Origin of the sequence: Arthrobacter sp. efr-133-TYG-120 (genome assembly GCF_030209785.1) — a bacterium.
Taxonomy (GTDB): domain Bacteria; phylum Actinomycetota; class Actinomycetes; order Actinomycetales; family Micrococcaceae; genus Arthrobacter.
This window is the reverse complement of sequence record NZ_JARVRI010000010.1, coordinates 240,641-262,397: the sequence shown is the minus strand read 5'-3', so window position 1 is coordinate 262,397 and position 21,757 is coordinate 240,641. Positions and strand designations below refer to the sequence as shown.

The 21,757-nt window shown below is 62.7% G+C and carries 21 protein-coding genes; 11 read left to right on the top strand and 10 right to left on the bottom strand.

Going from position 1 to position 21,757, the window contains the following annotated elements; translation table 11 throughout:
* Position 1: 1 nt before the first annotated feature.
* Together QRN51_RS06955 and QRN51_RS06950 are read left to right on the top strand one after the other, a co-directional pair.
* Complete coding sequence (locus tag QRN51_RS06955; RefSeq protein ID WP_284989206.1) at positions 2-325, top strand: DUF3040 domain-containing protein; 324 nt, start codon at positions 2-4, stop codon at positions 323-325.
* A 53-nt stretch (positions 326-378) separates the two neighbouring features.
* On the top strand, positions 379-1,242 hold the full coding sequence (locus tag QRN51_RS06950) for a universal stress protein (protein ID WP_284989205.1): 864 nt from the start codon (positions 379-381) through the stop codon (positions 1,240-1,242).
* 132 nt (positions 1,243-1,374) lie between these two features.
* Here the strand turns inward: QRN51_RS06950 and QRN51_RS06945 are convergent, their stop codons facing one another.
* The 5 genes from QRN51_RS06945 to QRN51_RS06925 all read right to left on the bottom strand — a co-directional run bounded on the left by QRN51_RS06945 (position 1,375) and on the right by QRN51_RS06925 (position 4,693).
* The gene (locus tag QRN51_RS06945; RefSeq protein WP_284989204.1) at positions 1,375-1,818 is read right to left on the bottom strand and encodes a pyridoxamine 5'-phosphate oxidase family protein; all 444 of its coding nucleotides are present in this window, start codon (positions 1,816-1,818) and stop codon (positions 1,375-1,377) included.
* Positions 1,819-1,945: 127 nt separating this feature from the next.
* Entirely contained in the window at positions 1,946-2,389 is a 444-nt protein-coding gene (locus QRN51_RS06940) for a universal stress protein (protein ID WP_284989203.1), read from the bottom strand.
* Between the two features lie 120 nt (positions 2,390-2,509).
* Complete coding sequence (locus QRN51_RS06935; protein WP_284989202.1) at positions 2,510-2,932, bottom strand: Hsp20/alpha crystallin family protein; 423 nt, start codon at positions 2,930-2,932, stop codon at positions 2,510-2,512.
* A 238-nt stretch (positions 2,933-3,170) separates the two neighbouring features.
* Positions 3,171-3,620: a pyridoxamine 5'-phosphate oxidase family protein gene (locus QRN51_RS06930; protein ID WP_284989201.1), complete on the bottom strand. Its 450-nt coding sequence runs from the start codon at positions 3,618-3,620 to the stop codon at positions 3,171-3,173.
* A 242-nt stretch (positions 3,621-3,862) separates the two neighbouring features.
* Positions 3,863-4,693, bottom strand: coding sequence for a sugar phosphate isomerase/epimerase family protein (locus tag QRN51_RS06925; RefSeq protein ID WP_284989200.1), 831 nt, complete (start codon positions 4,691-4,693; stop codon positions 3,863-3,865).
* Between the two features lie 218 nt (positions 4,694-4,911).
* Between QRN51_RS06925 and QRN51_RS06920 the strand changes: the two genes are divergently transcribed.
* From QRN51_RS06920 to QRN51_RS06885, 8 genes are all read left to right on the top strand, one after another.
* Positions 4,912-6,087 carry a substrate-binding domain-containing protein gene (locus QRN51_RS06920; protein WP_284989199.1) on the top strand — a complete coding sequence of 392 codons (1,176 nt, stop codon included), beginning with the start codon at positions 4,912-4,914 and terminating at the stop codon, positions 6,085-6,087.
* A gap of 144 nt (positions 6,088-6,231) precedes the next feature.
* Positions 6,232-7,539: an ABC transporter substrate-binding protein gene (locus tag QRN51_RS06915; protein WP_284989198.1), complete on the top strand. Its 1,308-nt coding sequence runs from the start codon at positions 6,232-6,234 to the stop codon at positions 7,537-7,539.
* 55 nt (positions 7,540-7,594) lie between these two features.
* A complete protein-coding gene (locus QRN51_RS06910; RefSeq protein WP_284989197.1) occupies positions 7,595-8,557 on the top strand; it encodes a carbohydrate ABC transporter permease in 963 nt (320 codons plus the stop codon).
* The gene (locus QRN51_RS06905; RefSeq protein ID WP_284989196.1) at positions 8,554-9,462 is read left to right on the top strand and encodes a carbohydrate ABC transporter permease; all 909 of its coding nucleotides are present in this window, start codon (positions 8,554-8,556) and stop codon (positions 9,460-9,462) included. Before QRN51_RS06910 ends, QRN51_RS06905 begins: the two co-directional genes overlap by 4 nt.
* Positions 9,459-10,463 carry a hydroxyacid dehydrogenase gene (locus tag QRN51_RS06900; RefSeq protein WP_284989195.1) on the top strand — a complete coding sequence of 335 codons (1,005 nt, stop codon included), beginning with the start codon at positions 9,459-9,461 and terminating at the stop codon, positions 10,461-10,463. Before QRN51_RS06905 ends, QRN51_RS06900 begins: the two co-directional genes overlap by 4 nt.
* 263 nt (positions 10,464-10,726) lie before the next feature.
* Entirely contained in the window at positions 10,727-12,919 is a 2,193-nt protein-coding gene (locus QRN51_RS06895) for a polysaccharide lyase 8 family protein (RefSeq protein ID WP_284989194.1), read from the top strand.
* 297 nt (positions 12,920-13,216) lie between these two features.
* Positions 13,217-14,200 (top strand): aldo/keto reductase, encoded by a 984-nt coding sequence (locus QRN51_RS06890; protein ID WP_284989193.1) that lies wholly within the window; start codon positions 13,217-13,219, stop codon positions 14,198-14,200.
* A gap of 62 nt (positions 14,201-14,262) precedes the next feature.
* A complete protein-coding gene (locus tag QRN51_RS06885; protein WP_284989192.1) occupies positions 14,263-14,691 on the top strand; it encodes a hypothetical protein in 429 nt (142 codons plus the stop codon).
* A gap of 20 nt (positions 14,692-14,711) precedes the next feature.
* Here QRN51_RS06885 and QRN51_RS06880 read toward each other — a convergent pair whose 3' ends face one another.
* Together QRN51_RS06880 and QRN51_RS06875 are read right to left on the bottom strand one after the other, a co-directional pair.
* The gene (locus tag QRN51_RS06880; RefSeq protein WP_284989191.1) at positions 14,712-16,127 is read right to left on the bottom strand and encodes a ferredoxin reductase; all 1,416 of its coding nucleotides are present in this window, start codon (positions 16,125-16,127) and stop codon (positions 14,712-14,714) included.
* A complete protein-coding gene (locus tag QRN51_RS06875; protein WP_059388985.1) occupies positions 16,124-17,428 on the bottom strand; it encodes an aromatic ring-hydroxylating oxygenase subunit alpha in 1,305 nt (434 codons plus the stop codon). Before QRN51_RS06875 ends, QRN51_RS06880 begins: the two co-directional genes overlap by 4 nt.
* A gap of 156 nt (positions 17,429-17,584) precedes the next feature.
* Here QRN51_RS06875 and QRN51_RS06870 point away from each other — a divergent pair, with 156 nt between their 5' ends.
* Positions 17,585-18,517 carry a LysR family transcriptional regulator gene (locus tag QRN51_RS06870; RefSeq protein WP_284989190.1) on the top strand — a complete coding sequence of 311 codons (933 nt, stop codon included), beginning with the start codon at positions 17,585-17,587 and terminating at the stop codon, positions 18,515-18,517.
* A gap of 132 nt (positions 18,518-18,649) precedes the next feature.
* Here the strand turns inward: QRN51_RS06870 and QRN51_RS06865 are convergent, their stop codons facing one another.
* The 3 genes from QRN51_RS06865 to QRN51_RS06855 all read right to left on the bottom strand — a co-directional run bounded on the left by QRN51_RS06865 (position 18,650) and on the right by QRN51_RS06855 (position 21,753).
* A complete protein-coding gene (locus QRN51_RS06865) occupies positions 18,650-18,895 on the bottom strand; it encodes a hypothetical protein (protein ID WP_284989189.1) in 246 nt (81 codons plus the stop codon).
* A 62-nt stretch (positions 18,896-18,957) separates the two neighbouring features.
* Positions 18,958-20,460: an MFS transporter gene (locus tag QRN51_RS06860; RefSeq protein ID WP_284989188.1), complete on the bottom strand. Its 1,503-nt coding sequence runs from the start codon at positions 20,458-20,460 to the stop codon at positions 18,958-18,960.
* 312 nt (positions 20,461-20,772) lie between these two features.
* The gene (locus QRN51_RS06855) at positions 20,773-21,753 is read right to left on the bottom strand and encodes an ABC transporter substrate-binding protein (protein WP_284989187.1); all 981 of its coding nucleotides are present in this window, start codon (positions 21,751-21,753) and stop codon (positions 20,773-20,775) included.
* Positions 21,754-21,757 lie beyond the last annotated feature (4 nt).

The following is a 21,757-nucleotide window of genomic DNA, read 5'->3' as shown; positions in this document are numbered from 1 at the left end:
GATGATGGCTCTCTCCGAGCACGAAAAGAAGACACTGGAACAGATCGCCCAGGAACTGGAACGCGATGACCCGAAATTCGCGGCAAAGATGAGATCGACGCCCGGGCGTCCCAAGTCCCGACACACAGCTTTCGGCATCTTCGCCGCCGTCGTCGGATGCCTTGTGCTCCTGACCGGGGTCGCGGCCCGCACCCCGGCCCTCGGAATCATTGGATTCACCATCATGGGCGCAGGGGCGTACCTGGCAACGAGGCGCTTCGGCTCCCCGCAGATACGGTGGCGTCCGAGCTCTTCCCAGTCCATGGGACCCGCAGAGCTGGGGTAGTTGAGGTGGAAGCCCAACGGTCGAAGACATCATCGAGGAAGAGCGGACATGCCATGAAAGAGCCAATAGTCGTCGGCATCAACGACACCGGGGCCAATGACGCCGCGGTGACTTGGGCAATGCACCGGGCCGCGGCTTTGAAGCTGCCCGTGCAACTCGTGCATGCGGTGGATGACCGCTGGATGGCCGAATCCTTTGCCTACAACGAGATGGCCAACAAGGTCGCGACAGAGCTTCTGATCAAGGCCAAAGCCCATGCAGCCGGGGTGGAACCGAAAGTTGAAGTTCGAACGGTATTGATTTCGGGCACCGCAGGGTACGCCCTTCGCAAAAGGTCCAAGAAGGCTTCCCTGGTGGTCATCGGTTCCGGGACCCATGTCAGGCCCGGAGGTCGGCTGACCGACCGCGCCCTGCAGATCGCCTCCGTGGCCGTTTGCCCCGTGGCCGTCGTCGGAGAAGAGACGGTGCACAACCGCCACGGAGTCATCGTCGGAGTGGACGGTTCGGAGGAATCAACACAGGCGGTAGCATTCGCCGCCGCGGAGGCAGACCGTGAAGGACAGGAACTGACCGTCATGCACGCCTACCCGATACCCGGCGCCTGGTTGCAAAGGGGGTTGCCTGAGGGCAGCTTCGGCGAGCAATTCATGGAAGAAGAACGGCTGGTCCTCGCCGAGACAGTCGCCGGCCTGGCGGAAAAGTACCCCGACCTCGTCGTCCACAGGGTCCTGGCCACCGATCCACCGGCCCAGGCCCTCGCTGAAGCCGCATCGACGGCGAAGCTGCTGGTCCTTGGCAGCCGCGGCGGAGGCGGAATCAAGCGTCTCCTGCTGGGCTCGACCGCCCACGCAGTCCTTGCCCAGCTGGCGTGCCCCACCATCATTACCCGCATACGCCGGGTCAAGAAGAGCAAATAGCGGGCGGGGTTCCTTCCCGGGGAAAAGGCGGGCGAGGCCATCACGGGAATCGACAGCACAGCCGTCGAACCCGACTCGGGCAGGCCCGGCACTCTGGAGAGCACCGTTGACGCCTGGCGCCAGGACCCGGATTCAGGCTAGGTGTACGTGGCGGCCAGTCACCACCGCGGCGTGGATCCGGATGAAGTCATTCCTTGCTCCGCCTGCCCAGGGCTCTACCATGGCCTGTCCCCAAAGATAGGTCAACAGCTCCGGTTCCTGCACATGCGAGGAAGGTCCACTGACCAGGACCGACCACCCTTCGCTTCGCTCGGGCTGCGCCTCATCAATCTCGAACGATGAACTCAAGCGAGGAACGGCGTCCCCGATGGTCCCGGCAGCGGACGTACGGAAGTAGATCGCCCGGTCATGGACGAGGTAGCTGACGGGCAGGATCATCACCCTGTTCTTGTAGTTGAAGCCGAAGCGGCCTGTGTCCTGTGAGCACAACAGCTCCCAGCAACGCTCCTCGCTAAGCTCCTCCGTGACGTGCCGGACATCGTCAAAGGGGCTGGGATCCATGTTGGGAAAGGACATTTGTTTCTCCTGGGGGCCGATTTTGCTTCTGCAAGTCACGGCATTTGAGCGGCTGGATCGGCGAGAAGGCGACTCAGAGACCACAAGGGCGCCATCAGGCGTCTCCTCTCTCCGCCGTCGGTGTCGTTCACTTCTTTTCCGGAGCATGGACAACAAGGACCGGGCAGTGGGCGTGGGCAACGCAGGCTGAACTGACCGATCCGAGCAGCAGCCCGCCAAATCCTCCGTGGCCACGCCTGCCGAGAACGATCATGTCAGCTTCCCGGCTAGCTTCAATGAGGGATTCCCGTGCCTGACCGCGGACAACGCGCGAGACGACGTTGTCCGGCAGTCCCGGACCGAACGCTTTCTCCAAGGATTCCTTGAGGACCTGTCCGGCGCCTTCCTCGAAGTCATCGATGCCCATGGCCACATAGCCGCCATAGACCTGAGGGAACTCCCAGTAGGCAACGGCCTCGATTTGCGCTCCCAATGGCACCGCAAGGCTCTGGGCCTGCCTCAGTGCCTCTATGGAGGCTTCCGATCCATCAACACCAACAACTATCCTTGCAGTGGATGCTTCCCCGCCCATGACTTTCCTCCCGCGATAGGGGTGATTTCGTTCCCCGCTAGCGTGATCCGTTGCGATTCCGGATGATAGGGCCGAAAGTCACGGCCCGCCCGTGGCAGGCCATCATCTGGACCGTGTGTACTACTCCCGCGTAATCGAGATCTTGTGAGCGGAGGAGGGTTGGACCCTTTCCGGAATCGGGGCTCTCACTTCGAGAACACCGTCCTTGTATGAAGCGGAGACGTCGTCCTTTTGGATTGTGTCCGGAACTGGCAGCCTGCGGACGAAGGAGCCGTAGCGGAATTCCGTTCTGTAGCTGCCCTTGTCCTTTTGCTCCTCTTTCTCCTGCCGTTCAGCCCTTATTTCAAGGAACCCGTCGCCAAGCGTGATTTCAACGTCCTTCTCGGGATCGATCCCCGGCAGTTCGGCGCGAACCACCAGGGTGGTGCCTTCAACCAATTGTTCGACCCGGATCCCGGATGCTGCCACATCACCTTCGAATAGCCGTTCGATCATCTCAATGGGTGAGCGACGGTTATCGAACCACCTGATTAAGTCCGACATTCCTGACCTCCTTGTCCTGGAATCTGGTCAAGCCCGAACCGGCTTGACCCTTCCAGAATGCGAAGCACGGGGAATTGATCCCAGAGTCTTTGGTCCTCCATCTTCCGGATTTTCAGTTGGTCGAGTGACATGAACGAAGCGGCGTCTTCCCTTCGGCACCGGACACGCAGCCCAAGGCACAAGGCAATGCGGGGAAGCCATGGTCGGCGAGGACCGAGGCAGCCGACCTGACCAGCGGTCACGAATCGCGTGGGGGCCACCATTGGGATGGCGGGCTGATCACGAACCTGCGACCGCTCATTTCCGCCGGCGTAATCCGGACAAGATGATTTTTGGCGCCGGCTTCCCAGGGCGAGAGTTCCATAACGGAAGATTCCTGCAGTTCTTCAGCTTCCGTGACTATCTCGGCACGTCCCTTGACGATGACGCTCCACGCAATTGTGCCGTAGGTGTTGAAACCATCGGCTTCCAATGCAATCACTTGCCCGGCCATGACGGCATCCAGTTTGGTGCCCGGTCCTGTCCGGAAGATCACTGTCCCCTCGTCAGGCAGGTAGTTGACTGGGAAGATCTCCGGGCTGTCGCCTCTGACGAGCGCAATTCTGCCGACGGAGGAGGAACGAAGGTACTTCCAGCACTCATGAACGCTGAGTACTTCGGTGTCAGGTCTCAACTCTGAATTCTCCATAATGGTGAGCCTACCGAGATGGTCCACGCGGAAGTAGAGGAATAGGTCTCAGGTCTCTCCCGCGACCCGTGAGCCCCGGTTCAGGCATTCGACACGGACCGGTAATCCGGTCGGACGCCACTCCCGCAGGGCCTGACCAAAAGCCGGCGCAAGTGGAGCCACTCGTACCCCGCCCCAACGGGGCCAAAGAAGCTTGACATGTTCCGGTCATCATCCAGCGAATGCAGGAAATGGCCTTCTGCTTAAGGACCCGTCAGTTTTTCAAACCACTGCCTCATTCCGGCCAAGGCCACGGCCAGTTCGGGGAGTTCGGGATGCCATGGGCGCTCCCATTCCAATGAAAGCCACTCGGTTCGGTCTTCGAGGAGAATGAGGATTTCGTGCAACGGAATGTCGCCCTGACCGAGGAGCCGTAGCTGTCCGTCGAAGTTGGCATCTTTGAGTTGCGCATAGCCAAACCACGGGCTGATGGCTTCGAACGTCGTGGCGGGGCGCTCACCGGCAGCGGCCGGATGGAGTACGTCCCAGATGACTTGGACGCCGTGACCGGGGCATATCTCGTCCAATAGCGTCATAACCCGCCGGATGTCCGTTCCTCGGGGATGCGAGTCGTGCGTTTCCAGCCATATCCGGATGTCAGGGGCGGAGAGGGCGGCCGCCGCGAGCCGCCTTGCGATGCGTGCATCCGAGTCCGTGCCAGCCCCACCCGGAAAAACGCGGACGCCTGCCGCTCCCAGGTCACGAGCGAGAAGCATCTGGGCCTCAAGCTCGCCGAGTACGTGGTCGTCGCTTAGCCCGGGATCGCCCACACGTACGTACGTGGCTACACAGACGACGTGCAACCCTGCCTCGTCGATCCGCCTACGGATCCAGCCGCGCTCTTCACTCGATAAGCCAGCATGCACTATTTGTCCTGCCATGGAACGGAGTTCGAGCCCTTGAACCCCATAGGTGGCCGCAATGTCCAGAATCTCTTGGAGGGACGCTTCCGGGCAGCCGAGCGTAGAAAACGCAACCTTCGCTTTCACGAAGTTCTCACCAACCAGGCGGCCGCCGCCGAGCCTTTCGCCCACTTCACTCTCAATTCTTCTCCTCCGATGAATGTCCGCTGATTCAAGGAGAAGTCCCTGAGGAACCTGAGGTCAAGCATTGGTAGCTGATTTGAACAACAATGCACATCTCCTGCGCGGCCAATTCTCACGGGCCCAAATGGTCTTGACTTTCGGAGCCAGCGTCGGCTCTAGTTCATAATGAACAAATCAAACACAAGCGAACTTGATCGGAGACTCTCATGCTCCCCGAGGACCGGCACCTGCAGATTCTGAAGGAGTTGGCTTTTCACGGCTCCCTCAGCGTTGAGGATTTCGCGGCAAGAATGGGAACGTCCGGGATGACGGTCCGTCGTGACTTGGCAGCTCTCGCGGAGCAGGGGCTCCTGCAACGCGTCCGAGGTGGTGCCGTCCCTGTCGCCGGGTCCGCCATTGAAAGCGGCCGGCGTCGCGCGACCGGCATGAACCCCAGGGGACCATCGGGTCCCGGCAGCGTTCCTCTGTTGTCAGGGCGGCCGGGCGGGAGCCGCCCGCTGGCGACGGTCGGCATGATCGTCCCGTCCGCGTCGTACTATTTTCCCGGGGTTATCCGGGGCGCGGAGGCGGCCGCCCAGGAAGCGGGAGTTCGGTTGGTGCTGGGGGTTTCCAACTACTCCGGGGCCGAGGAACGGCGCCAGCTTCGCCGTCTGTTCGAACACGGCGTTGACGGCATCCTGGTTACGCCCAGTGAGGTTTCCTTGGCCGGAACTGAAACCCTGGCCTTGCTGGCTGAGACGGCGGTGCCGGTTGTCGTCGTCGAACGCTCCATCGACGACATTTCTGAAGAGTGCCGCCTGGAATCCGTACGCAGCGACCATGTGCGCGGGGCGGAGATCGCGGTCAACCATCTCCTGTCCCTCGGCCACAGAAGGATTGCCTTGTGCGTCCGGGAGAAGACTCCCACTGCCTCCCAGGTCATCGAGGGCTACCACCTCGCCATGCGGCGGGCCGGGACCCCGCAGCACTCCACCATGGTGCGCCCCGTCTCGCGTGCGCTGAACGATCCACAGGCGCACCGCCTGGTGGTGGAAGGGATTCTCGACTGGTGCGCCGAGTCGCACGTGACTGCTGCGATCGTGCACAGTGATGAGGACGCGCTGCAGTTCGCCAGCGCCTGCCAGGATCGCCGCGTCCGCATCCCCGGGGACTTGGCTATCATCGCGTATGACGACGAAATCGCGGCGCTGGGTACCGTTCCCCTCACCGCCGTGGCACCGCCAAAATACGACGTCGGCCACGAAGCGCTGCTGATGTGCCTGAACCGGATCGGAGCCCAGCGACGGGGCGTGTCGGCGCTGCAGCGACTGAGCCTCTCTCCCAGCCTCAATATCCGGGATTCCACCCAGAGCCAGGCGCTTCACGTCGGGGCCGCCGAATGACGGAAGCCAAGACAACTTCACTCCGGTTCTAGTGTTCAATTCTGTTCATTCCGTTGATATGTTTACTCGCTGACCGTTTCACTGGGAGTTAAGTGCTTCAAGGCACACCACGACTTCGCATCGTGAACTTCAAAGGAGAACAGAATGAAGCGTCGCCAGCTTCTGCTCGGAGCGGCCAGCCTCGTGGCCAGTGCCGCCCTCATCACGGCCTGCGGGACAACCCCCTCCGCAACCCCGACCCCGGCTCAAGAACCCACCGGCACCATCACGTTCTGGTCCTCGCTCGCCGGGATGGACAAGGTCGCCGCAGCGTTCAACGCAAGCCAGAACAAGATCAAGGTCAACTTCGAAACCGTCCCCAACGGCGCCAGCGGGGGTTACGCCAAGCTGTCCACTGCCATCACGGCGGGCAACGGTCCCGACGTGGCCACCATCGAATACCCGCAGCTGGCCCAGTTCGTCAGCAACGGTCAGCTCCAGCCGCTGGACGGACTGATCGACAAGTCCGCAACGCTGGACAAGCTCTCGGACCAAGCCCGCGGACTGGTGCAACTCGGCGGGAAGACCTACGCCCTTCCCTACGACACCACCCCGATGGTCATGTGGTACCGCAAGGACCTGCTGGAAAAGGCAGGCGTTGAGGTTCCAAAGACCTGGGATGATTTCGAGAAGGCCGGCCAGAGGGTCAAGGCAGTGGCGCCGAACGCCTACCTCGCCAGCTTCTACCCGAACGATCCGGTCGTCACCGCGGGCCTGGCCTGGCAGGCCGGTGCCAAGTGGTTCTCAACCGAGGGCGACACCTGGAAGATCGGCGTCAAGGATGAGGCCACGCAGAAGGTGGCCAACTACTGGCAGAAGTTGATCGACGAGAAGATCGTCAAGGTCGAACAGTCCTTCAGCGACGAATGGTCCGCCGATCTGGCCAGCAGCACCGTTGTCGGTGTCCTCGGCGCGAGCTGGAGTGCTCCTGGCCTGCAGTCGCGTACGAAAGCAAACAACCAGGCCGGCCAGTGGATTGCGGCCGAGGTGCCGAACTGGGGCACTCCCTCGAACGGTTTCCTGGGCGGTTCCAGCTTCAACATCCCCAAGGGCAGCAAGAACCCCGCCGCTGCAGCTAAGTTCATCGAGTTCCTCACCACCAACCCCGACGCCGTCAAGGCCCGCGGCAGTGCCGGCTCGGCCTACCTGGCGTTTCCAGGACTGACTCCAGTGGCGAAGGGCGCGTTCGACGCGAGCTACTTCGGCAACGACATCTACGCCGTCTTCGACAAGGCCTTCGCCTCCGTCAGGAGCGGCTGGCAGTGGGGACCGAACTGGGACCTCACCAACACCGCCATGAAGGATGCTTTCGGCAAGCTGACCACCGGCGGCACCGTCAAGCAGGGCATCGAAACCGCGCAGACTGCCACGGTGGGCGGACTCAAGCAGAACGGCCTCTCCGTCAAGGAGTAGGCCCGCCCGGCGGGGTGGCTTCATGGCAAGCCACCCCGCCAGCGAGGAGATTCAAATGGTCAATCAAGCACCTACGAAGCCGGCCAGCCGAGTTGCCGCCGCCCCCGCTTCAACCATCCGCAAGCCACGCGGCCTTTCCGGAACCGGCGGCCGCACCGCCGCCCTGTTCCTTACCCCGTTCTTTGCCGTCTTCGCCTTGGCGATGGTGGCACCCGTCATCTATTCGATCGTGTTGAGCTTCTTCGCCCAGCAGAAATCCGGCCTGGGCTTCGGCGAGGCGAAGACCGCGTTCGTCGGCCTCGAGAACTACGTGCAGGTCCTGCAATCCGAGGCCTTCGTGGGCGGCATCGGCCGCCTCGCGCTGTACTGCGCTATGTACATTCCATGCATGGTGGGCGGCGCCTTGGCGTTCGCGCTCCTACTGGATGCCGCCGTCGCACGTGCCCGGAAACTGTTCCAACTCCTTGTCTTCCTGCCGCATGCCGTTCCGGGCGTCATCGCCGCGCTCATCTGGGCCTATCTGTACACGCCGGGAGTCAGCCCCATCGTCTCCGTCCTCGAAACCGGCGGCATTTCGCTGAACTTCCTGGACGCCCACCTGATCCTGCCGTCGATCGTGAACATCGCCGTGTGGGAATGGACGGGCTACAACGTGATCGTGCTCTTCACGGCGCTGCAGGCGGTTCCGCGGGAAGTCCTCGAGGCCGCTCGTGTTGACGGAGCCGGGGAAATCCGTGCGGCCCTCAGCATCAAGCTGCCGCTGATCCTGCCCGCACTCAGCGTCATCATGCTCTTCACCGTGATCGGCACGCTGCAGCTGTTCACCGAACCCTCCATCATCTCCAAGGCCACGGCGTCGGTCACCAGCACATGGGTTCCGAACATGTGGGCCTACGACGCGGCCTTCAATCGGCACAACCTCAACCAGGCCGCGGCCGCCTCCATCATCATTGCGCTCATGGCCGCCGTGCTGTCCTGGGCCGTCACCCGCTTCAGCTCAAGGATGAACAAAGCATGAGCGCCACCACCTTCCCCCGGCCCCGAACGGCGCTTGCGCCTTCACCTTTGAAACGACGCCGGGCCGCCCGAGTCGGGTTCGCCAGCACCCTCACCGTGAACGCACTCCTGATCCTCGGTTGCGCCTACATGGTGCTTCCGGTGCTGTGGCTCTTCTTCGCCTCCACCAAAAGCACCGCGGACCTCTACGGAACGGCGGCCTACGCTTTCGGGCACCCGGCCTTTTTTGACAACGTCGTCGCGGTCCTGAGCCAAGACGGCGGCGTGTTCCTCCGCTGGATGGCGAACTCCATGTTCTACGCGGCCTTCGGAGCCGTCTTTGGCGGGCTCATCTCGGTCATGGCCGGGTATGCGTTCGACAAGTTCCAGTTCCGCGGCAAGGACTCCTTCTTCGGTATCGTCCTGGTGGGTGTCCTCATCCCGAACACCGCCACCGTCCTGCCCATGTATCTGCTGGCATCGGTCTTCGGGATCACCAACACCATCTGGGCCGTCCTCATCCCCGTGCTCTGCAACCCTTTCGGTGTCTACCTGGCCCGGGTTTACTCCGCGGCCTACGTCCCGGCCGAAACGCTCGAAGCCGCGCGTGTGGATGGGGCCGGAGCCATCCGATCCTTCTTCTCACTCGGCCTGCCCATGATGCTCCCCGGATACGTCACGATCGCCCTGTTCCAGTTTGTCGGCGTCTGGAACAACTTCATGCTTCCGTTGGTGATGCTCCAGGACCAGCAACTGCTCCCGGTCAGCGTCGGGATTTCCATCTGGCAGGGCTACGCCGTACCGCAGCCGGAATTCACACCCCTGGTGATCACTGGGTCCCTTCTGTCCATCGTGCCGCTGCTTCTAGCGTTCATCATGCTGCAGCGATTCTGGAAGTCCGGCTTGACGGCAGGGAGCGTCAAGTGACCCTCAACGTTGCCTTGGCCATGCCGGCCCACACCGCCCGGGCCCTGTTCCCGGAACGCAGCCTCGACACCCTCGAGCCTGAACTGAACCTCCTGAGCCTTGAGCCCATCCAGGACTTCCACGCACCCGAAGGCAAGGCGCTGCTCGCGGAGGCCGACATCCTCATCACGGGCTGGGGCTGCCCCATGATTGACGACGCCGTCCTCGATGCGGCACCGCGCCTGCGCTACGTCCTGCACGCGGCCGGGAGCGTGAAACACCACGTTGCGGACGCCTGCTGGGAACGCGGCGTCCAGGTCAGCTCTGCCGCGGATGCCAACGCCATCCCGGTCGCCGAATACACCGTGGCCATGATTATCCTGGCCAACAAGCGCGTCCTTCAGATCGCCCGCGCCCTGCATACCGCCCGCGCGGAGATCCAGCCCGAACGGCTCTTCCCTGACATGGGAAACTACCGCAAGCGCGTCGGGATCATCGGTGCTTCCAAGATCGGGCGCCATGTCATCCGCCTGCTCGCTCCTTACGAGCTTGACGTCGTGGTGGCCGACCCCTACCTCGACGCCGCCGAGGCGGCCGCGATCGGCGTCGAGCTCGTCACCTTGGACGAGCTCGTGGCGAGCAGCGACGTCGTGTCCCTCCACGCGCCGTCGCTCCCCTCCACCAAGAACCTCATCGACGCCGGCCGGATCGAAGGGCTCCGCCCCGGAGCCACGTTCATCAACACCTCTAGGGGTGACCTCGTCGACCAAGGCGCCTTGCTGGCGCGGGTGGAGCGCGGTGATATCTATGCCGTGTTGGATGTCACCACCCCTTGGGTCCTGCCAGCGGACTCCGGCTTCTACGCGCACCCAAATGTCCTGCTGACCCCGCACATCGCCGGTTCCCTGGGCAACGAACTGGAACGCATGGCAGCCAGCACCGTCCAGGAAGCCCTCCGGCTTTCCCGGGGCGCCCCCCTCTCGTTTCGCGTCCGCGCCGAAGATCTCGGCATCACCGCCTAGTTCTCAAGTCCGTCCATTTTGTGCCTCGACGTCCAGGGCGCCTTTGGCACGTCCACCACACCTACTTAGGAGCAACTCCGTGTCACCACAGATCTCACGCCGAACGGTTCTCCAGACCGCAGGCACGCTATCCCTTGCGGCCGTTGTCAGCTCGATGTTTGCCCAAAATTCCTGGGCGGCATCAGTGCCGAGCGCCGCGGACTTCGCCGCGCTGCGGACCCGCTGGGTGGACCAGATCACCGGCCGCACGGTGATCCAGGCGGGTGATCCAGACTTCGCCACGGCTATCAGCTCTGAACAACAAGGCCGCAGCTTCGCTGGCCAAGGTCAACCGGGCGCCAGGCCGTACCTCGGTTTTCACCGATCTGTCGCTCGCCAACGACGTCCAAATTGTTGCCACCTACCAGCGTCTGCAGCAGCTCGCCATCGCCTGGGCGACACCCACAGCCACAGTGTTCGGGGATGCCTCCGTGCTCGCCGACATCAAAGCGGGGCTGGCGGACGCGCATGCCGTTGCCTACAACGATACGAAAGTAGAATCCGGAAACTGGTGGAACTGGGAAATCGGTGTGACAAGGGCCTTGGCCGATACGTTGGTCCTGATTCACGGCGAGCTGTCCGCCGCTGAGATCGCTGCCAACTGCGCAGCCATCGACCACTTCGTGCCGGACCCATGGCAGCAGTTCATGGCACCAAGAGCCAAGGTCACGTCCGTGGGGGCCAACCGCGTCGACCTTAGCCAGGCAATCATCATCCGCTCCTTGGCCGGGGAAGATACCGCAAAGCTTCAGCACGCCATCACGGGACTGAGCCAAGTGTGGCAATACGTCACTAGCGGAGACGGATTCTTCAGGGACGGCTCCTTCATCCAGCACAGCACCACCGCATACACAGGTTCGTACGGGGTAGTGCTGCTCACTGGATTGTCCAAGCTGTTCGCGCTCCTTGGCGGCACGGCCTCTGAAATCTCCGATCCAAGCCGCAGCATCTTCCTCGACGCAGTCGAGGGTTCGTACGCGCCGTTCATCATCAACGGAGCCATGGCGGATGCCGTGCGTGGCCGCTCAATTAGCCGAGAGGCCAACACCGGCTACGACCTCGGGGCTTCCGCGATCGAAGCCATCCTCCTCCTGGCACGCGCCATGGATCCCGCTACCGCTGGAAGATGGCGGGGCCTGTGCGCCGGATGGATCACCCGCAACACCTGCCGCCCGATTCTTGCAGGGGCCAGCGTGCCAAGAACTGCCCTTGTCAAGGAACTCCAGGCCAGCGGTATTGCGCCCGTCGCCGAGACCGCGGGGCACCGGCTCTTCCCTGCCATGGACCGTACCATCCACCGGGGGAGCGGCTGGGCACTGTCCTTATCCATGTCAAGTAACCGCATTGCCTGGTACGAATGCGGCAACGGCGAAAACAACCGCGGCTACCACACGGGTTCCGGCATGACACATTTCTATACGGCCGACTTGGGCCAATACGACGACGCCTATTGGGCCACCGCCAACTACAACCGGCTGCCCGGCACCACCGTGGACACCACGCCCTTGCCGGACAAGGTGGAGGGCGAATGGGGTGCAGCCCGCCCTGCAAACGAGTGGACGGGCTCCGCGGCCCTGGGCGAGGTGGCCGCCGTCGGGCAGCATCTTGTGGGTCCCGGTGGCACCGGCTTGTCGGCCAGGAAGTCCTGGTTCATCAGCGGGGACCTGGCGGTATGCCTCGGCGCCGACATCAGCACCAGGAGCGGCGCCCGCGTGGAGAGCATTGTGGACCACCGCAATCTTCACGAAGGAAACAACGCCCTCACGACGGCGTCGGGCAGCATCGCCGAATCGGCCGGCAGCGCAGTGGTTCTTGATGACGATCGATGGGTCCATTTGGAAGGGTTCGGCGGCTACGCCGTCCTCGACGCCTCACCGCTCACGGTCCTCCGCGAAAGCCGCTCCGGAAGCTGGTCGACGGTCAATCTCCTTGCCGGCAGCACCACCGTCCAGCAGCGCAACTTCGCCACCGTCTACATTGACCACGGCGCAGGCGATACACCGGGCAGCTACGCCTACGTGGTGGCTCCAGGCGCATCGGTCGCCCAAATCAGGCAGATCGCACAAGGCGACAACCACACGGTGATCCGGAACGATGCCACCGCCCAGTCCGTGGATTTCAAGAGCGAGAAGACTACGGCGGCAACCTTTTGGAAGGCCGGAACAGCGGGGGACCTTGGTGCCTCGGGTCCAGCGTGCGTTGTCTACTCCAGGCACGGAAATGTGCTCAGTCTGGCGGTCAGCGAGCCCACGCAGAAAGCATCCAGCATCACATTGACGCTGCCCGAAGGAACATGGTCCACAGTGCTGGAAGGCTCCGGGGCGACCCTCGGCGCTGATGCCGAGGGCCGCTCAACCCTCACACTCGACACTGCCGGACTCGGCGGCCAGACGCAGACCGTCAAACTCCGCCGCTAACCGAACATGGGCCACCGTGCCGCTGCGACACTTGGACGCGATGGTCGGCGTGGTCGACCTCAAAAACCTGGAAAGAGCATCCAGAACGTCATCATCACCTGAGCTGTGTGACGGGGGCGTCCGGCCGTCCCCTGCCACTTGGTGCTTATGCTTCCCGGGTGGCGGGTGAGGAATCGGGAGAGCCCGAGATCGTCCGGCAGCATCTTTTGACCAGGCGTGGCTGGCCCATCCGGTCCTAGGATCAACTGGCCCCCCTCCATGCGGACGGGGCTGTTGTGCCGTGGTTATAGTCGAAGGATGAAGCAGCGAGTATTGGGCAAGACGGGGCGGTCCGTCTCCGTTGTGGGGCTGGGCACATGGCAGCTCGGTGCAGACTGGGGCAACGTGGACCCGAAGGAAGCCAACGACATCCTGGAAGCCGCAGTGGATTCCGGGGTGACCTTCTTCGATACCGCCGATGTCTACGGCGACGGGCGGAGCGAGCAAACCATAGGGGCGTACCTCGCTGCCAACCCCGGACTGGAGATCACGGTAGCCACCAAAATCGGGCGGCGCCTGGAACAGAAACCGGAGAACTACACACTGGCCAACTTCCGGCAGTGGGTCGACCGTTCCCGGCGGAACCTCCGGACGGATTGCCTGGACCTGGTGCAGTTGCACTGCCCACCGACCCCGGTCTACAGCCGGCCGGAAGTCTACGATGCGCTGGAGACACTCGTCAGTGAAGGCGCAATCAAGGACTACGGCGTCAGCGTCGAGCGGACCGATGAAGCACTCGAAGCCATCAAACACGGCACGGCCACCGTCCAGATCATTCTGAACGCCTTCCGACTCAAACCCTTGGAGGGCGTCCTGCCTGCGGCGAAGAACGCCGGAGTCGGCATCATCGCCAGGGTCCCTCTGGCCTCCGGCCTGCTCTCGGGCAAGTATTCCAAGGACACAGTCTTTGCCGAAAATGACCACCGGAAATACAACCGGAACGGCGCAGCATTCGACGTCGGAGAGACCTTCTCCGGAGTTGACTTTGAACAAGGCCTCAAAGCGGTGGAAGAATTCAAAAAGCTTGTCCCGTCCGGAGCAACTACAGCCCAAGCGGCCATCGCCTGGATCGCGGCACAAGACGGCGTCAGCACCGTCATACCAGGTGCCCGAAGCCCCGAACAAGCCCGCTCCAACGCCGCCTCCATCCAGATACTGGACCACCTGGGTCCGGACTTCGAGAACAGCGTCAGGGAAATCTACGACACGTACTTCCGCGAGATGGTCCATTCACGCTGGTAAACCCCGGAAAGCCAAGCTATTCCGCATGTACCGGCAGTCAGGGACGACGATAGGGTTGGTGCATGAGCGCACCGGAAACCACACACGACTGGCAGCCCCTATGGGCGCGGCTCAATGCAGGCGAGGAAACACTTCCCGCCGGCGTCCTGATGACCGCCCCGCCGGGCGAGGTCAACAGCGCGCTGCCGCTGGAGTCCGAGTTCGGGGTGTTCGAGGCGCCCTTGGAGGATTACGACGTCGTGGAGTTGACCCGCTTCGACCGCCCTCTGGCGCGGGGCCGGGTGGCTTTCGGCGATGGTTTCGCTGTGGTGGGCCCGGTGCGCGCAGTGGACGGCGACTCTGTGGCGCTCGATCACGAGGCTGTGATTCTGGCCCGCCTGGCGGAGGAAGCGTTCGTCGACCGTGGACGCCGCGGCGGCGGACCGGTACGAGGCCCTCGGGTGGACGCGGGCGGGCGAACTGGCCCCCTAGGAGCGCCGGGTCTTCCGTGAGGTCCGGCAGCTGGAAGCTGCTAGGCATCGATCACCAAATCGGTTCGTGCTGTGGAGCAGCAGGGCAGGAACTTGCCTGCCTCGATTTCCCGTGCCCGAATCCCGCCCTGGTGGTTCATGTCGACCTCCCCGGAGAGCTTGACGACCTTGCAGGAGCCGCACATGCCCTCTTTGCAGTTCGCTCCGATCCTGACGCCGGCACGCTGCGCCACCTCGAGGATGTGTTCGGAGGGGTCGATGCGCACGTTAATGCCGGTGCGCATGAAGGACAGGGTGAGGCTTCCCGTTCCGACCGTGTCGAAGCTCGAGGCATCGGAGGACCCGGCCTGCGGTCCCACGTCCGGACTGCCGTCGGGGGCTTCGGGACCGGGAACGTCAGGGTCGACGGTTTCCAGCGGCAGGCCCGTGGCCTGCAGGGTTCCATCGGCGTCGTAGCCCGGCTCGTAGAGCCCGAACGCGGTGGGCTGGCTTTCGTAGTAGTCCTCGGCGGAATCGGCTATTTCCTCGGCTATTTCCTCCGCAATGTCCACTGCAAACGCGAGCTCCGCCTGGTATTCAAGGAGCGTCTGGCGATCTCCCGAGAAGAATTCCATGTAGATGGAGGTGTCGTCGACGCCGACCTTCTTGAGGAGCTCGGTGGCTGTGTTCAGGTAACCCTCGGGGCCGCAGGCGTAGACTTGGCGGCCGTTGGCGTCGGGAGCCACCTCGTCGAGCATGGCCGCCGTCAGCCTTCCGGTGAGCCCTTCCCAGCCCTCGGGTTTGCTGCGGTCGCCCAGGGAGTAGAAGACCTTGACCCGCGAGTCCACGGAGGCGATGTAGGCCAGCTCCTGGTGGAAGGCAAAGTCTCCGGCCGCCGCCCCGTGGTAGAGCACCACGACATCGGCTTGTCCGGGGAGCGAGTGGATGGTCCGCACCATCGACATGATGGGGGTGATGCCAGCGCCGGCGGCCAGGAACAGGTACCGTGCCCGCCGGTCGGCGTCGGGCAGGTGGAATGCCCCGACTGGTCCGAGCATGTCGAGGACGGTGCCGGGTTTGACGTTCTGGTGCACCCACGGCGAGACCTGTCCCGTGGGGTCGCATTTGACTGTGATGTCGAAGGTCCACGGCTTGGTGGGCGAACTGGACAGCGAGTAGCTGCGGTCCACCGCGTCCTGGTCCGCGCCCTTCACGGGAAAGGCGACGTTCACGTACTGGCCCGGACGGAACGCCAGCGGCGCACCATCGCAGCGGCGAAACACGAAGGTCATCATGCCGCCCACCTCGGGAACGGTCTCGACGCATTCGGCCAAGAACTCCTGCGGATGCCAGGGGCCCAATGCGCGGGCGGCGCTTGCGGGTCCCTCGGTGCTGCCCATGACCCTGTTCCACGGCATCTCAAGACCGCGAATGCGCTGTGGTTCCTGGACGGCCGTCTCAGTGCGGAGTTCGATCATGCCAAGTGCTCCTGCACGCGCTGCACGTACCAGTTGATGAACGCCTCCACCTGGTATTCGCTCTTCATGTACGGGCCGGGTTCGTAGGCGGGGCTGCCGGCGCCCTTCTGGCATAGTTCCACGAACTCCTTGTCCTGCAGATTGGTCTGCTTCCAGGTGTAGGTGAGCTTCTCCAGGTCGTAGTCGACGCCTTCCTCGGCGTCGTCAGCCACCAGCCAGGTGGTGCGTACCAGTGTCTGGTGTTCGTTGATGGGGAAGACGGCGAACGTGATGACGTGGTCGCTCTGGAAGTGGAACCAGCTGTTGGGCTGCAAGTGCATCGAGCAGCGGCCAAGGCGGAAGTCCCGCAAGTCGCCGAGCAGCTTCTTGGAGAGCCTGCGCCCGTCGGCCGAGAACGATTCGCCCTCTCCGTCGAGCGATTCACGTGAGATACGGATTCCCGCGATGCGGGTGTCGAGCTCCTCGACCACCTCGTAGGGAAGGCCATAGCGGCGGCAACGCTCCTCGAGCGAGGACTGTGCTTCCTTGTTGCGGTCCCACACCTCTTCGAGATGGGCCGGGATCAGGCCCTCCGTCAGACCCCAGGTGGGAAAGAGGGAACAGGCAAGCTCGGGGTGGCCGTCGCAGTGGTAGCACTCACGGTTGTTCTCCATGACGAGCTTCCAGTTGCCCTCCTCGATGATGTTCTGCTGGTAGGCGACTTTAGTCTTCGACAGATCGTGCGGCGCGAGGTAGGGCTCGAAGATCTTTGAGGTTTCGTCGAAGTCGGTTGGCGGTTCGTCGGCAATGCAGACGAAGATGAGTCCGGCGACCATGCGGCTGTGGGCGCGCTTGAGGCCGAAACAGCCCTTGTCGAACTTGGTTTCCCCCGGCGCCGAGGCATGGATCAAATTACCTTCGGGAGAGTAGGTCCAGGAGTGATAGCCGCACACCAGGTTTCCCGTTGACCCCGCGGGCTCGGTCAGGACGCGGGCGCCGCGGTGGCGGCACACGTTGTGCAGGACGTTCACGCCGCCGTCGTCGTTGCGCAGCACGATCAGGGAGTAGGGCCCGTAGTCGACGGTGACGTAGTCGCCCGGCTCCGGCAGTTCGGCGATGCTGGCGGCATAGATCCAGTGCTGGCCAAAAATGGCCTCCATGTCGATCTTGAAAATCGTCGGATCGGTGTAGAAGGGGGCGTTGAGGGAATACCCCACGCGCCGGAACTCGAACAACTCGGTGATTTCCGCCAACTGTTCGGCAGGCAATGACGAAGCGAGTTTTCGGCGTGAATTGAGGGGCGCGTTCACTGGAGCAGACATGTGTTTCCTCCCGGGAGGGCTAGGTAGGGGGCGATCCATCGAGACCGGCGTTGGTGGGTGCAATCGCCGTTGTCGAACGTTTTATTCATGAGATTAGAGCCGATCGATCTGCAACAAAAGCGCAGGATTGTGGAGATAACAGTGCACAATAGATGCATGATCGATCCACGGCTCATAACACTTCGGGTGTTTGCCCAGTGCGGCACCATTGGCGCAACCGCAGAGCTCACGGGCTATTCTCCCTCCGCCGTCTCCGCGCAATTACGGGAGTTCCAGCGCGTGCTTGGAATGCAGCTGCTGACGAAGGACGGCCGGGGTGTGCGGCTGACCGCCACAGGCCGTTTTCTCGTGGCTGGGTCGGATACCCTCATTGCCGAATGGGAGAACCTGCGCGCTACGGCCATGGAGGCCGGCGAGCAGATACCCGCGCGTTTTGGACTCGGCGGATTCTCCACCGCGGCCGCCCAGTTGCTCGCGCCGCTGGCCGCCACCTTGCGCTCAACACACCCGTCGCTGGAGGTGCAGGTGCTGGAGGCTAACCCGGCCCGCTGCTTCGACTTATTGGTTGCCGAGCGGATCGACATCGCGGTCATCGTCGCCATGCAGTCCGACACTTATGTTGAGGACGATCCGCGCTTCGAGCAGACCGTTCTGCTCGACGATCCACTGGACGTGATCATTCCTTCCAGCCATCCGTTGGCATCGCGGGAAAAGGTCACGCTCGAAGAGCTGGCGTCGGAGCCCTGGATCACCGAGGCTGCCGGATCCACCTACCATTCCCTGTTCACCGCTGCGTTCACGGCAGTCGGGGTGACGCCGCGGATTGCCCATGAGGCCGTGGAATGGGAAACCCAGATCGCCTTCGTTGGTGCGGGGCTGGGCGTGGGCCTGCTGCCGCGACTCGCCCCCCTGCATAGTGCCGAAAACGTGGTTCGACTGCGCATCACTGGCAAGGGGAAGCCATCGCGGCGTATTGTCGCTGCGGTGCGCAGTGGCAGCATTGCATCGCCCCTGATCAAGGAGTCGCTCGGCATCCTGCGGGTCAGCGCCAATCGTATCCTCACCGCCCGGCCCGAAGACGATCTCTAAAATCGGATGGCCGCGATTCCTTGCCGAAGGGCACGCGGCATCGACGCCGGCCGGGGCCTCCTCCAGGAAGGGCCGTCTCAGCATCGGCAACCTCGCGTGATCGCTTCCGCTCCGCGGCTGTGGCATGTTCAGTTAAACACCCATGTTTTCCGGCCACGATGGAGCATCGATAACGTCGCTTGGCTTGGTTCGGCCCCGCGGATCACTGTAGGCGTAGGAACCCGGCCGGCTGGCGGCACCTTCGTCTTGGCAGTTGCACTTGGCGTCGATTTGTAGCCGGACCGTGACGGGTTCGGAACCTTCGAAGTTCACGATTATCGGATCGGTGCCGGAGCCTGAGATGCGAAGCACGTTTTCCTTCGGCAGGGATTGATTCATTGTGGATTCCTTCTTTGGGCGCCGTTTGGCGAGCTTTGGGGCATTAGTTAGGTCCTCGAAAATCATCGCAGTGAGGGTCTGGCCGTATTTTCGAACGCAAGATCCTCCAGGAACGGCATTCCGTCCAGGTCGATCAGCGGGTTGTTGTCCTGGGTAGCGACCAGCTCGCGGGCCTCGGCCTCAGTATCAACGCTCGGCATGGAGCCGGGCAGTGGCCGCCGAGCGGATTCGCGCAGGAAGTAGATGCCGATCGCACCGACGATGGAAGTGCCCATGAGGTAGTAGGCCGGGGCCATGTCATTGTGCGTAGCCTCGATCAGGCCTTGGACGATGAATGGCGTTGTGCCGCCGAAGAGCGCCATGGAGAAGTTGTACGCAATGCCCATGCTGCTGTAGCGGCCCAACGTCGGGAACTGCGCGGGGAGCGCCGAGGCGAGGTTGGCGACATAGAACGTCACGGGGAAGGCGACAAGGGCAAGGCCGGCGAGCGTGGACCAGACATTGCCGACGCCGATCAGCAGGAATGCCGGGATAGCGAACAGAATGGTGCTTCCGGCACCGATCCAGAGGACGGGGCGGCGGCCGATGCGGTCGGACAGTTTCCCGGTCAGCGGGATGCAGGCTGCCATGATCACCATCACGGGGATGGTTAGCAGCGTGCCGTGGATGGGGTCGTAGCCTTTGGATTCGGTCAGGTATGTCGGCATGTAGGACGTCAGGACATAACCTACTGTGTTGGCAGCGGCGGCGAGGATCATGGCGAGGATGATTTGACGCCAGCAAGCCTTGATGATGGGCAGGGGACCGTTGACCACCGTTTTGTCGGCTGCTGTAGCATCTGCAGATTGTGCTTGCCGGGCGTCGAGGGTTGCCTGGAACTGGGGGGATTCCTCGATCTTGTTCCGGAAATAGACGGCGATCGCACCGAGCGGCCCGGCGATCAGGAAGGGCAGCCTCCAGCCCCATTCCTCCATGGCCGCTTGGCCCAGGGACAGTTGCAGTACGGACACGATCGCAGCTCCCAACGCGAAGCCGAGATACGAGCCCATGTCCAGGAAGCTCGCGAAGAAGCCGCGCCGCTTGTCGGGGGCATATTCGCAGACGAAGGTAGTGGCGCCTGCGTACTCGCCGCCGGTGGAAAAGCCCTGGACAAGTTTCAGGATCACCAACAGGGCGGCCGCCCACACGCCGATCTGGGCGTAGCCAGGAAGGAGTCCGACGGCGAAGGTACTTGCCGCCATCAGCATTAGCGTCGCCGCCAGCACCTTCTGGCGGCCAATCTTGTCGCCGAGCCAACCGAAGATGACACCGCCCAGCGGGCGGGCGATGAATGTTGCGGCGAAGGTGCCGAGCAGGAACAGGGTTTGGACGGATCTGTCAGCTTCCGGGAGGAAGACGGGGCCCATAGTGGTGATCAGGTAGCCGAACACGCCGACGTCGTACCATTCCATGGTGTTGCCGACGATCGTGCCGCCGAGTGCCTTCTTGAGCATCGTCTGGTTGACGACGTTGACGTCGGACACCTCTAGCCGCCTGTGTCTGAGGAGCTTCGGTTTCTGGGTCATAACGATTCCTTTTGCTCAATGTTGCAATTGGCTCATATGTTGCCGTCAGCCGGCACCTTGTGACAGGTTCGGTTCGCCCGGCGGATAGGCGTGGTGCTTCCCTCGGAGGCCTTGGGAATGAAGCACCTCCCCTTCATTTAGGAAAGGACTCGCAAATACCGGTAGGCGCCAATTCTTGATCGTTCCGCATGGAACAACAGAATTCGCCATAAGCAACAGAGTGCGCTAGATCACAGTAATTGTCAAGGACGTTGCGCAAATGAGTTGCTTATCGTGAGTTTTGTTGCGTACAGGGGAACTGTCGCCATGGGTCTACTTGAGCCAGGCGGCGACCTTGTCCGAGTTCGCGTCGATCCATTTCTGTGCGGCGGAATCCGGGCTCATGTTGTCCTTGGCGATGTACCCGGCAACCGTGTCCTGGTCCTGGTTCGTCCACGTGAATCTTTTGACGAGGGAATACGCGGGGCTGCCGGAGTTGGCGAACTTGGTGGAGACGACCTTGTTGAGCTCGTACTTGGGGTAATCGCACGCGACCTTGGCCGCGTCGGAGTCGCAGCCGGGCGTGTGGGCCGGGAGGTTGACTTTGACGAGCGGGACCTCTGCGATGAACCACTGGGGCTCGTAGAAGTAGCCGATCAGCGGGGTCTTGTTCTGCTCCGCTTGCCGGAAGGCCTGGATGAGCGCCGGTTCGCTGCCCGCGTACACAACCTTGAAGTTGAGGCCAAGGTTCTTCACGAGGGCTGCGTCGTTGGTGACAAAGGAGGGGTCACCGTCGAGGAGTTGGCCCTGTCCTCCGGACTCGGAGGTCTTGAACAAGTCAGCGTACTTGTCAAGGTTCTTGGAGTCCGTGATGTCCGGGTACTGCTTGGCCATCCACGGCGGCACGTACCAGCCGATTACGCCGGTGTTACCGGTCGGCCCGGCGTCGACCGCAGTCTTTTGCTGCTTGATGTACTTGTCCGCGAGCTCGGGGTGGCCCCAGTTCTCAAGGACGGTGTCCACCTCGCCGCTGCCGAAGCCCTGCCATGACACCTCTTCCTTGAGGGTCTTGTAACTTACGGTGCAGCCGAGCTTTTCCCTGGCAACGGTCCCTACGACGTAGGCGTCCGCCTCGTACCCGACCCAAGGGTTTACGGCGACGTTGAATGCTCCGCATGCACTCTTTCCGCTTGGCGGGGTTGCGCTAGGGATATCCCCGGCGCAGGCCGTGAGCGCGAGGACCGCGGTAAGGACAATTGCGGCAGACGTTCTCTTCCCCGTCTTTGGGCCACGCTCCGTCAGTGATTTCTTCACGGCT

Excerpts from the sequence above, each read along its gene's own strand:
- QRN51_RS06910 (WP_284989197.1), top strand. The coding sequence starts at position 7,595 with ATGGTCAATCAAGCACCTACGAAGCCGGCCAGCCGAGTTGCCGCCGCC.
- QRN51_RS06905 (WP_284989196.1), top strand. The coding sequence starts at position 8,554 with ATGAGCGCCACCACCTTCCCCCGGCCCCGAACGGCGCTTGCGCCTTCA.
- QRN51_RS06880 (WP_284989191.1), bottom strand. The coding sequence starts at position 16,127 with ATGATCGAACTCCGCACTGAGACGGCCGTCCAGGAACCACAGCGCATT.
- QRN51_RS06860 (WP_284989188.1), bottom strand. The coding sequence starts at position 20,460 with ATGACCCAGAAACCGAAGCTCCTCAGACACAGGCGGCTAGAGGTGTCC.
- QRN51_RS06885 (WP_284989192.1), top strand. The coding sequence starts at position 14,263 with ATGAGCGCACCGGAAACCACACACGACTGGCAGCCCCTATGGGCGCGG.
- QRN51_RS06955 (WP_284989206.1), top strand. The coding sequence starts at position 2 with ATGATGGCTCTCTCCGAGCACGAAAAGAAGACACTGGAACAGATCGCC.
- QRN51_RS06945 (WP_284989204.1), bottom strand. The coding sequence starts at position 1,818 with ATGTCCTTTCCCAACATGGATCCCAGCCCCTTTGACGATGTCCGGCAC.
- QRN51_RS06940 (WP_284989203.1), bottom strand. The coding sequence starts at position 2,389 with ATGGGCGGGGAAGCATCCACTGCAAGGATAGTTGTTGGTGTTGATGGA.
- QRN51_RS06950 (WP_284989205.1), top strand. The coding sequence starts at position 379 with ATGAAAGAGCCAATAGTCGTCGGCATCAACGACACCGGGGCCAATGAC.
- QRN51_RS06865 (WP_284989189.1), bottom strand. The coding sequence starts at position 18,895 with ATGAATCAATCCCTGCCGAAGGAAAACGTGCTTCGCATCTCAGGCTCC.
- QRN51_RS06920 (WP_284989199.1), top strand. The coding sequence starts at position 4,912 with ATGCTCCCCGAGGACCGGCACCTGCAGATTCTGAAGGAGTTGGCTTTT.
- QRN51_RS06870 (WP_284989190.1), top strand. The coding sequence starts at position 17,585 with ATGATCGATCCACGGCTCATAACACTTCGGGTGTTTGCCCAGTGCGGC.
- QRN51_RS06875 (WP_059388985.1), bottom strand. The coding sequence starts at position 17,428 with ATGTCTGCTCCAGTGAACGCGCCCCTCAATTCACGCCGAAAACTCGCT.
- QRN51_RS06890 (WP_284989193.1), top strand. The coding sequence starts at position 13,217 with ATGAAGCAGCGAGTATTGGGCAAGACGGGGCGGTCCGTCTCCGTTGTG.
- QRN51_RS06930 (WP_284989201.1), bottom strand. The coding sequence starts at position 3,620 with ATGGAGAATTCAGAGTTGAGACCTGACACCGAAGTACTCAGCGTTCAT.
- QRN51_RS06935 (WP_284989202.1), bottom strand. The coding sequence starts at position 2,932 with ATGTCGGACTTAATCAGGTGGTTCGATAACCGTCGCTCACCCATTGAG.
- QRN51_RS06915 (WP_284989198.1), top strand. The coding sequence starts at position 6,232 with ATGAAGCGTCGCCAGCTTCTGCTCGGAGCGGCCAGCCTCGTGGCCAGT.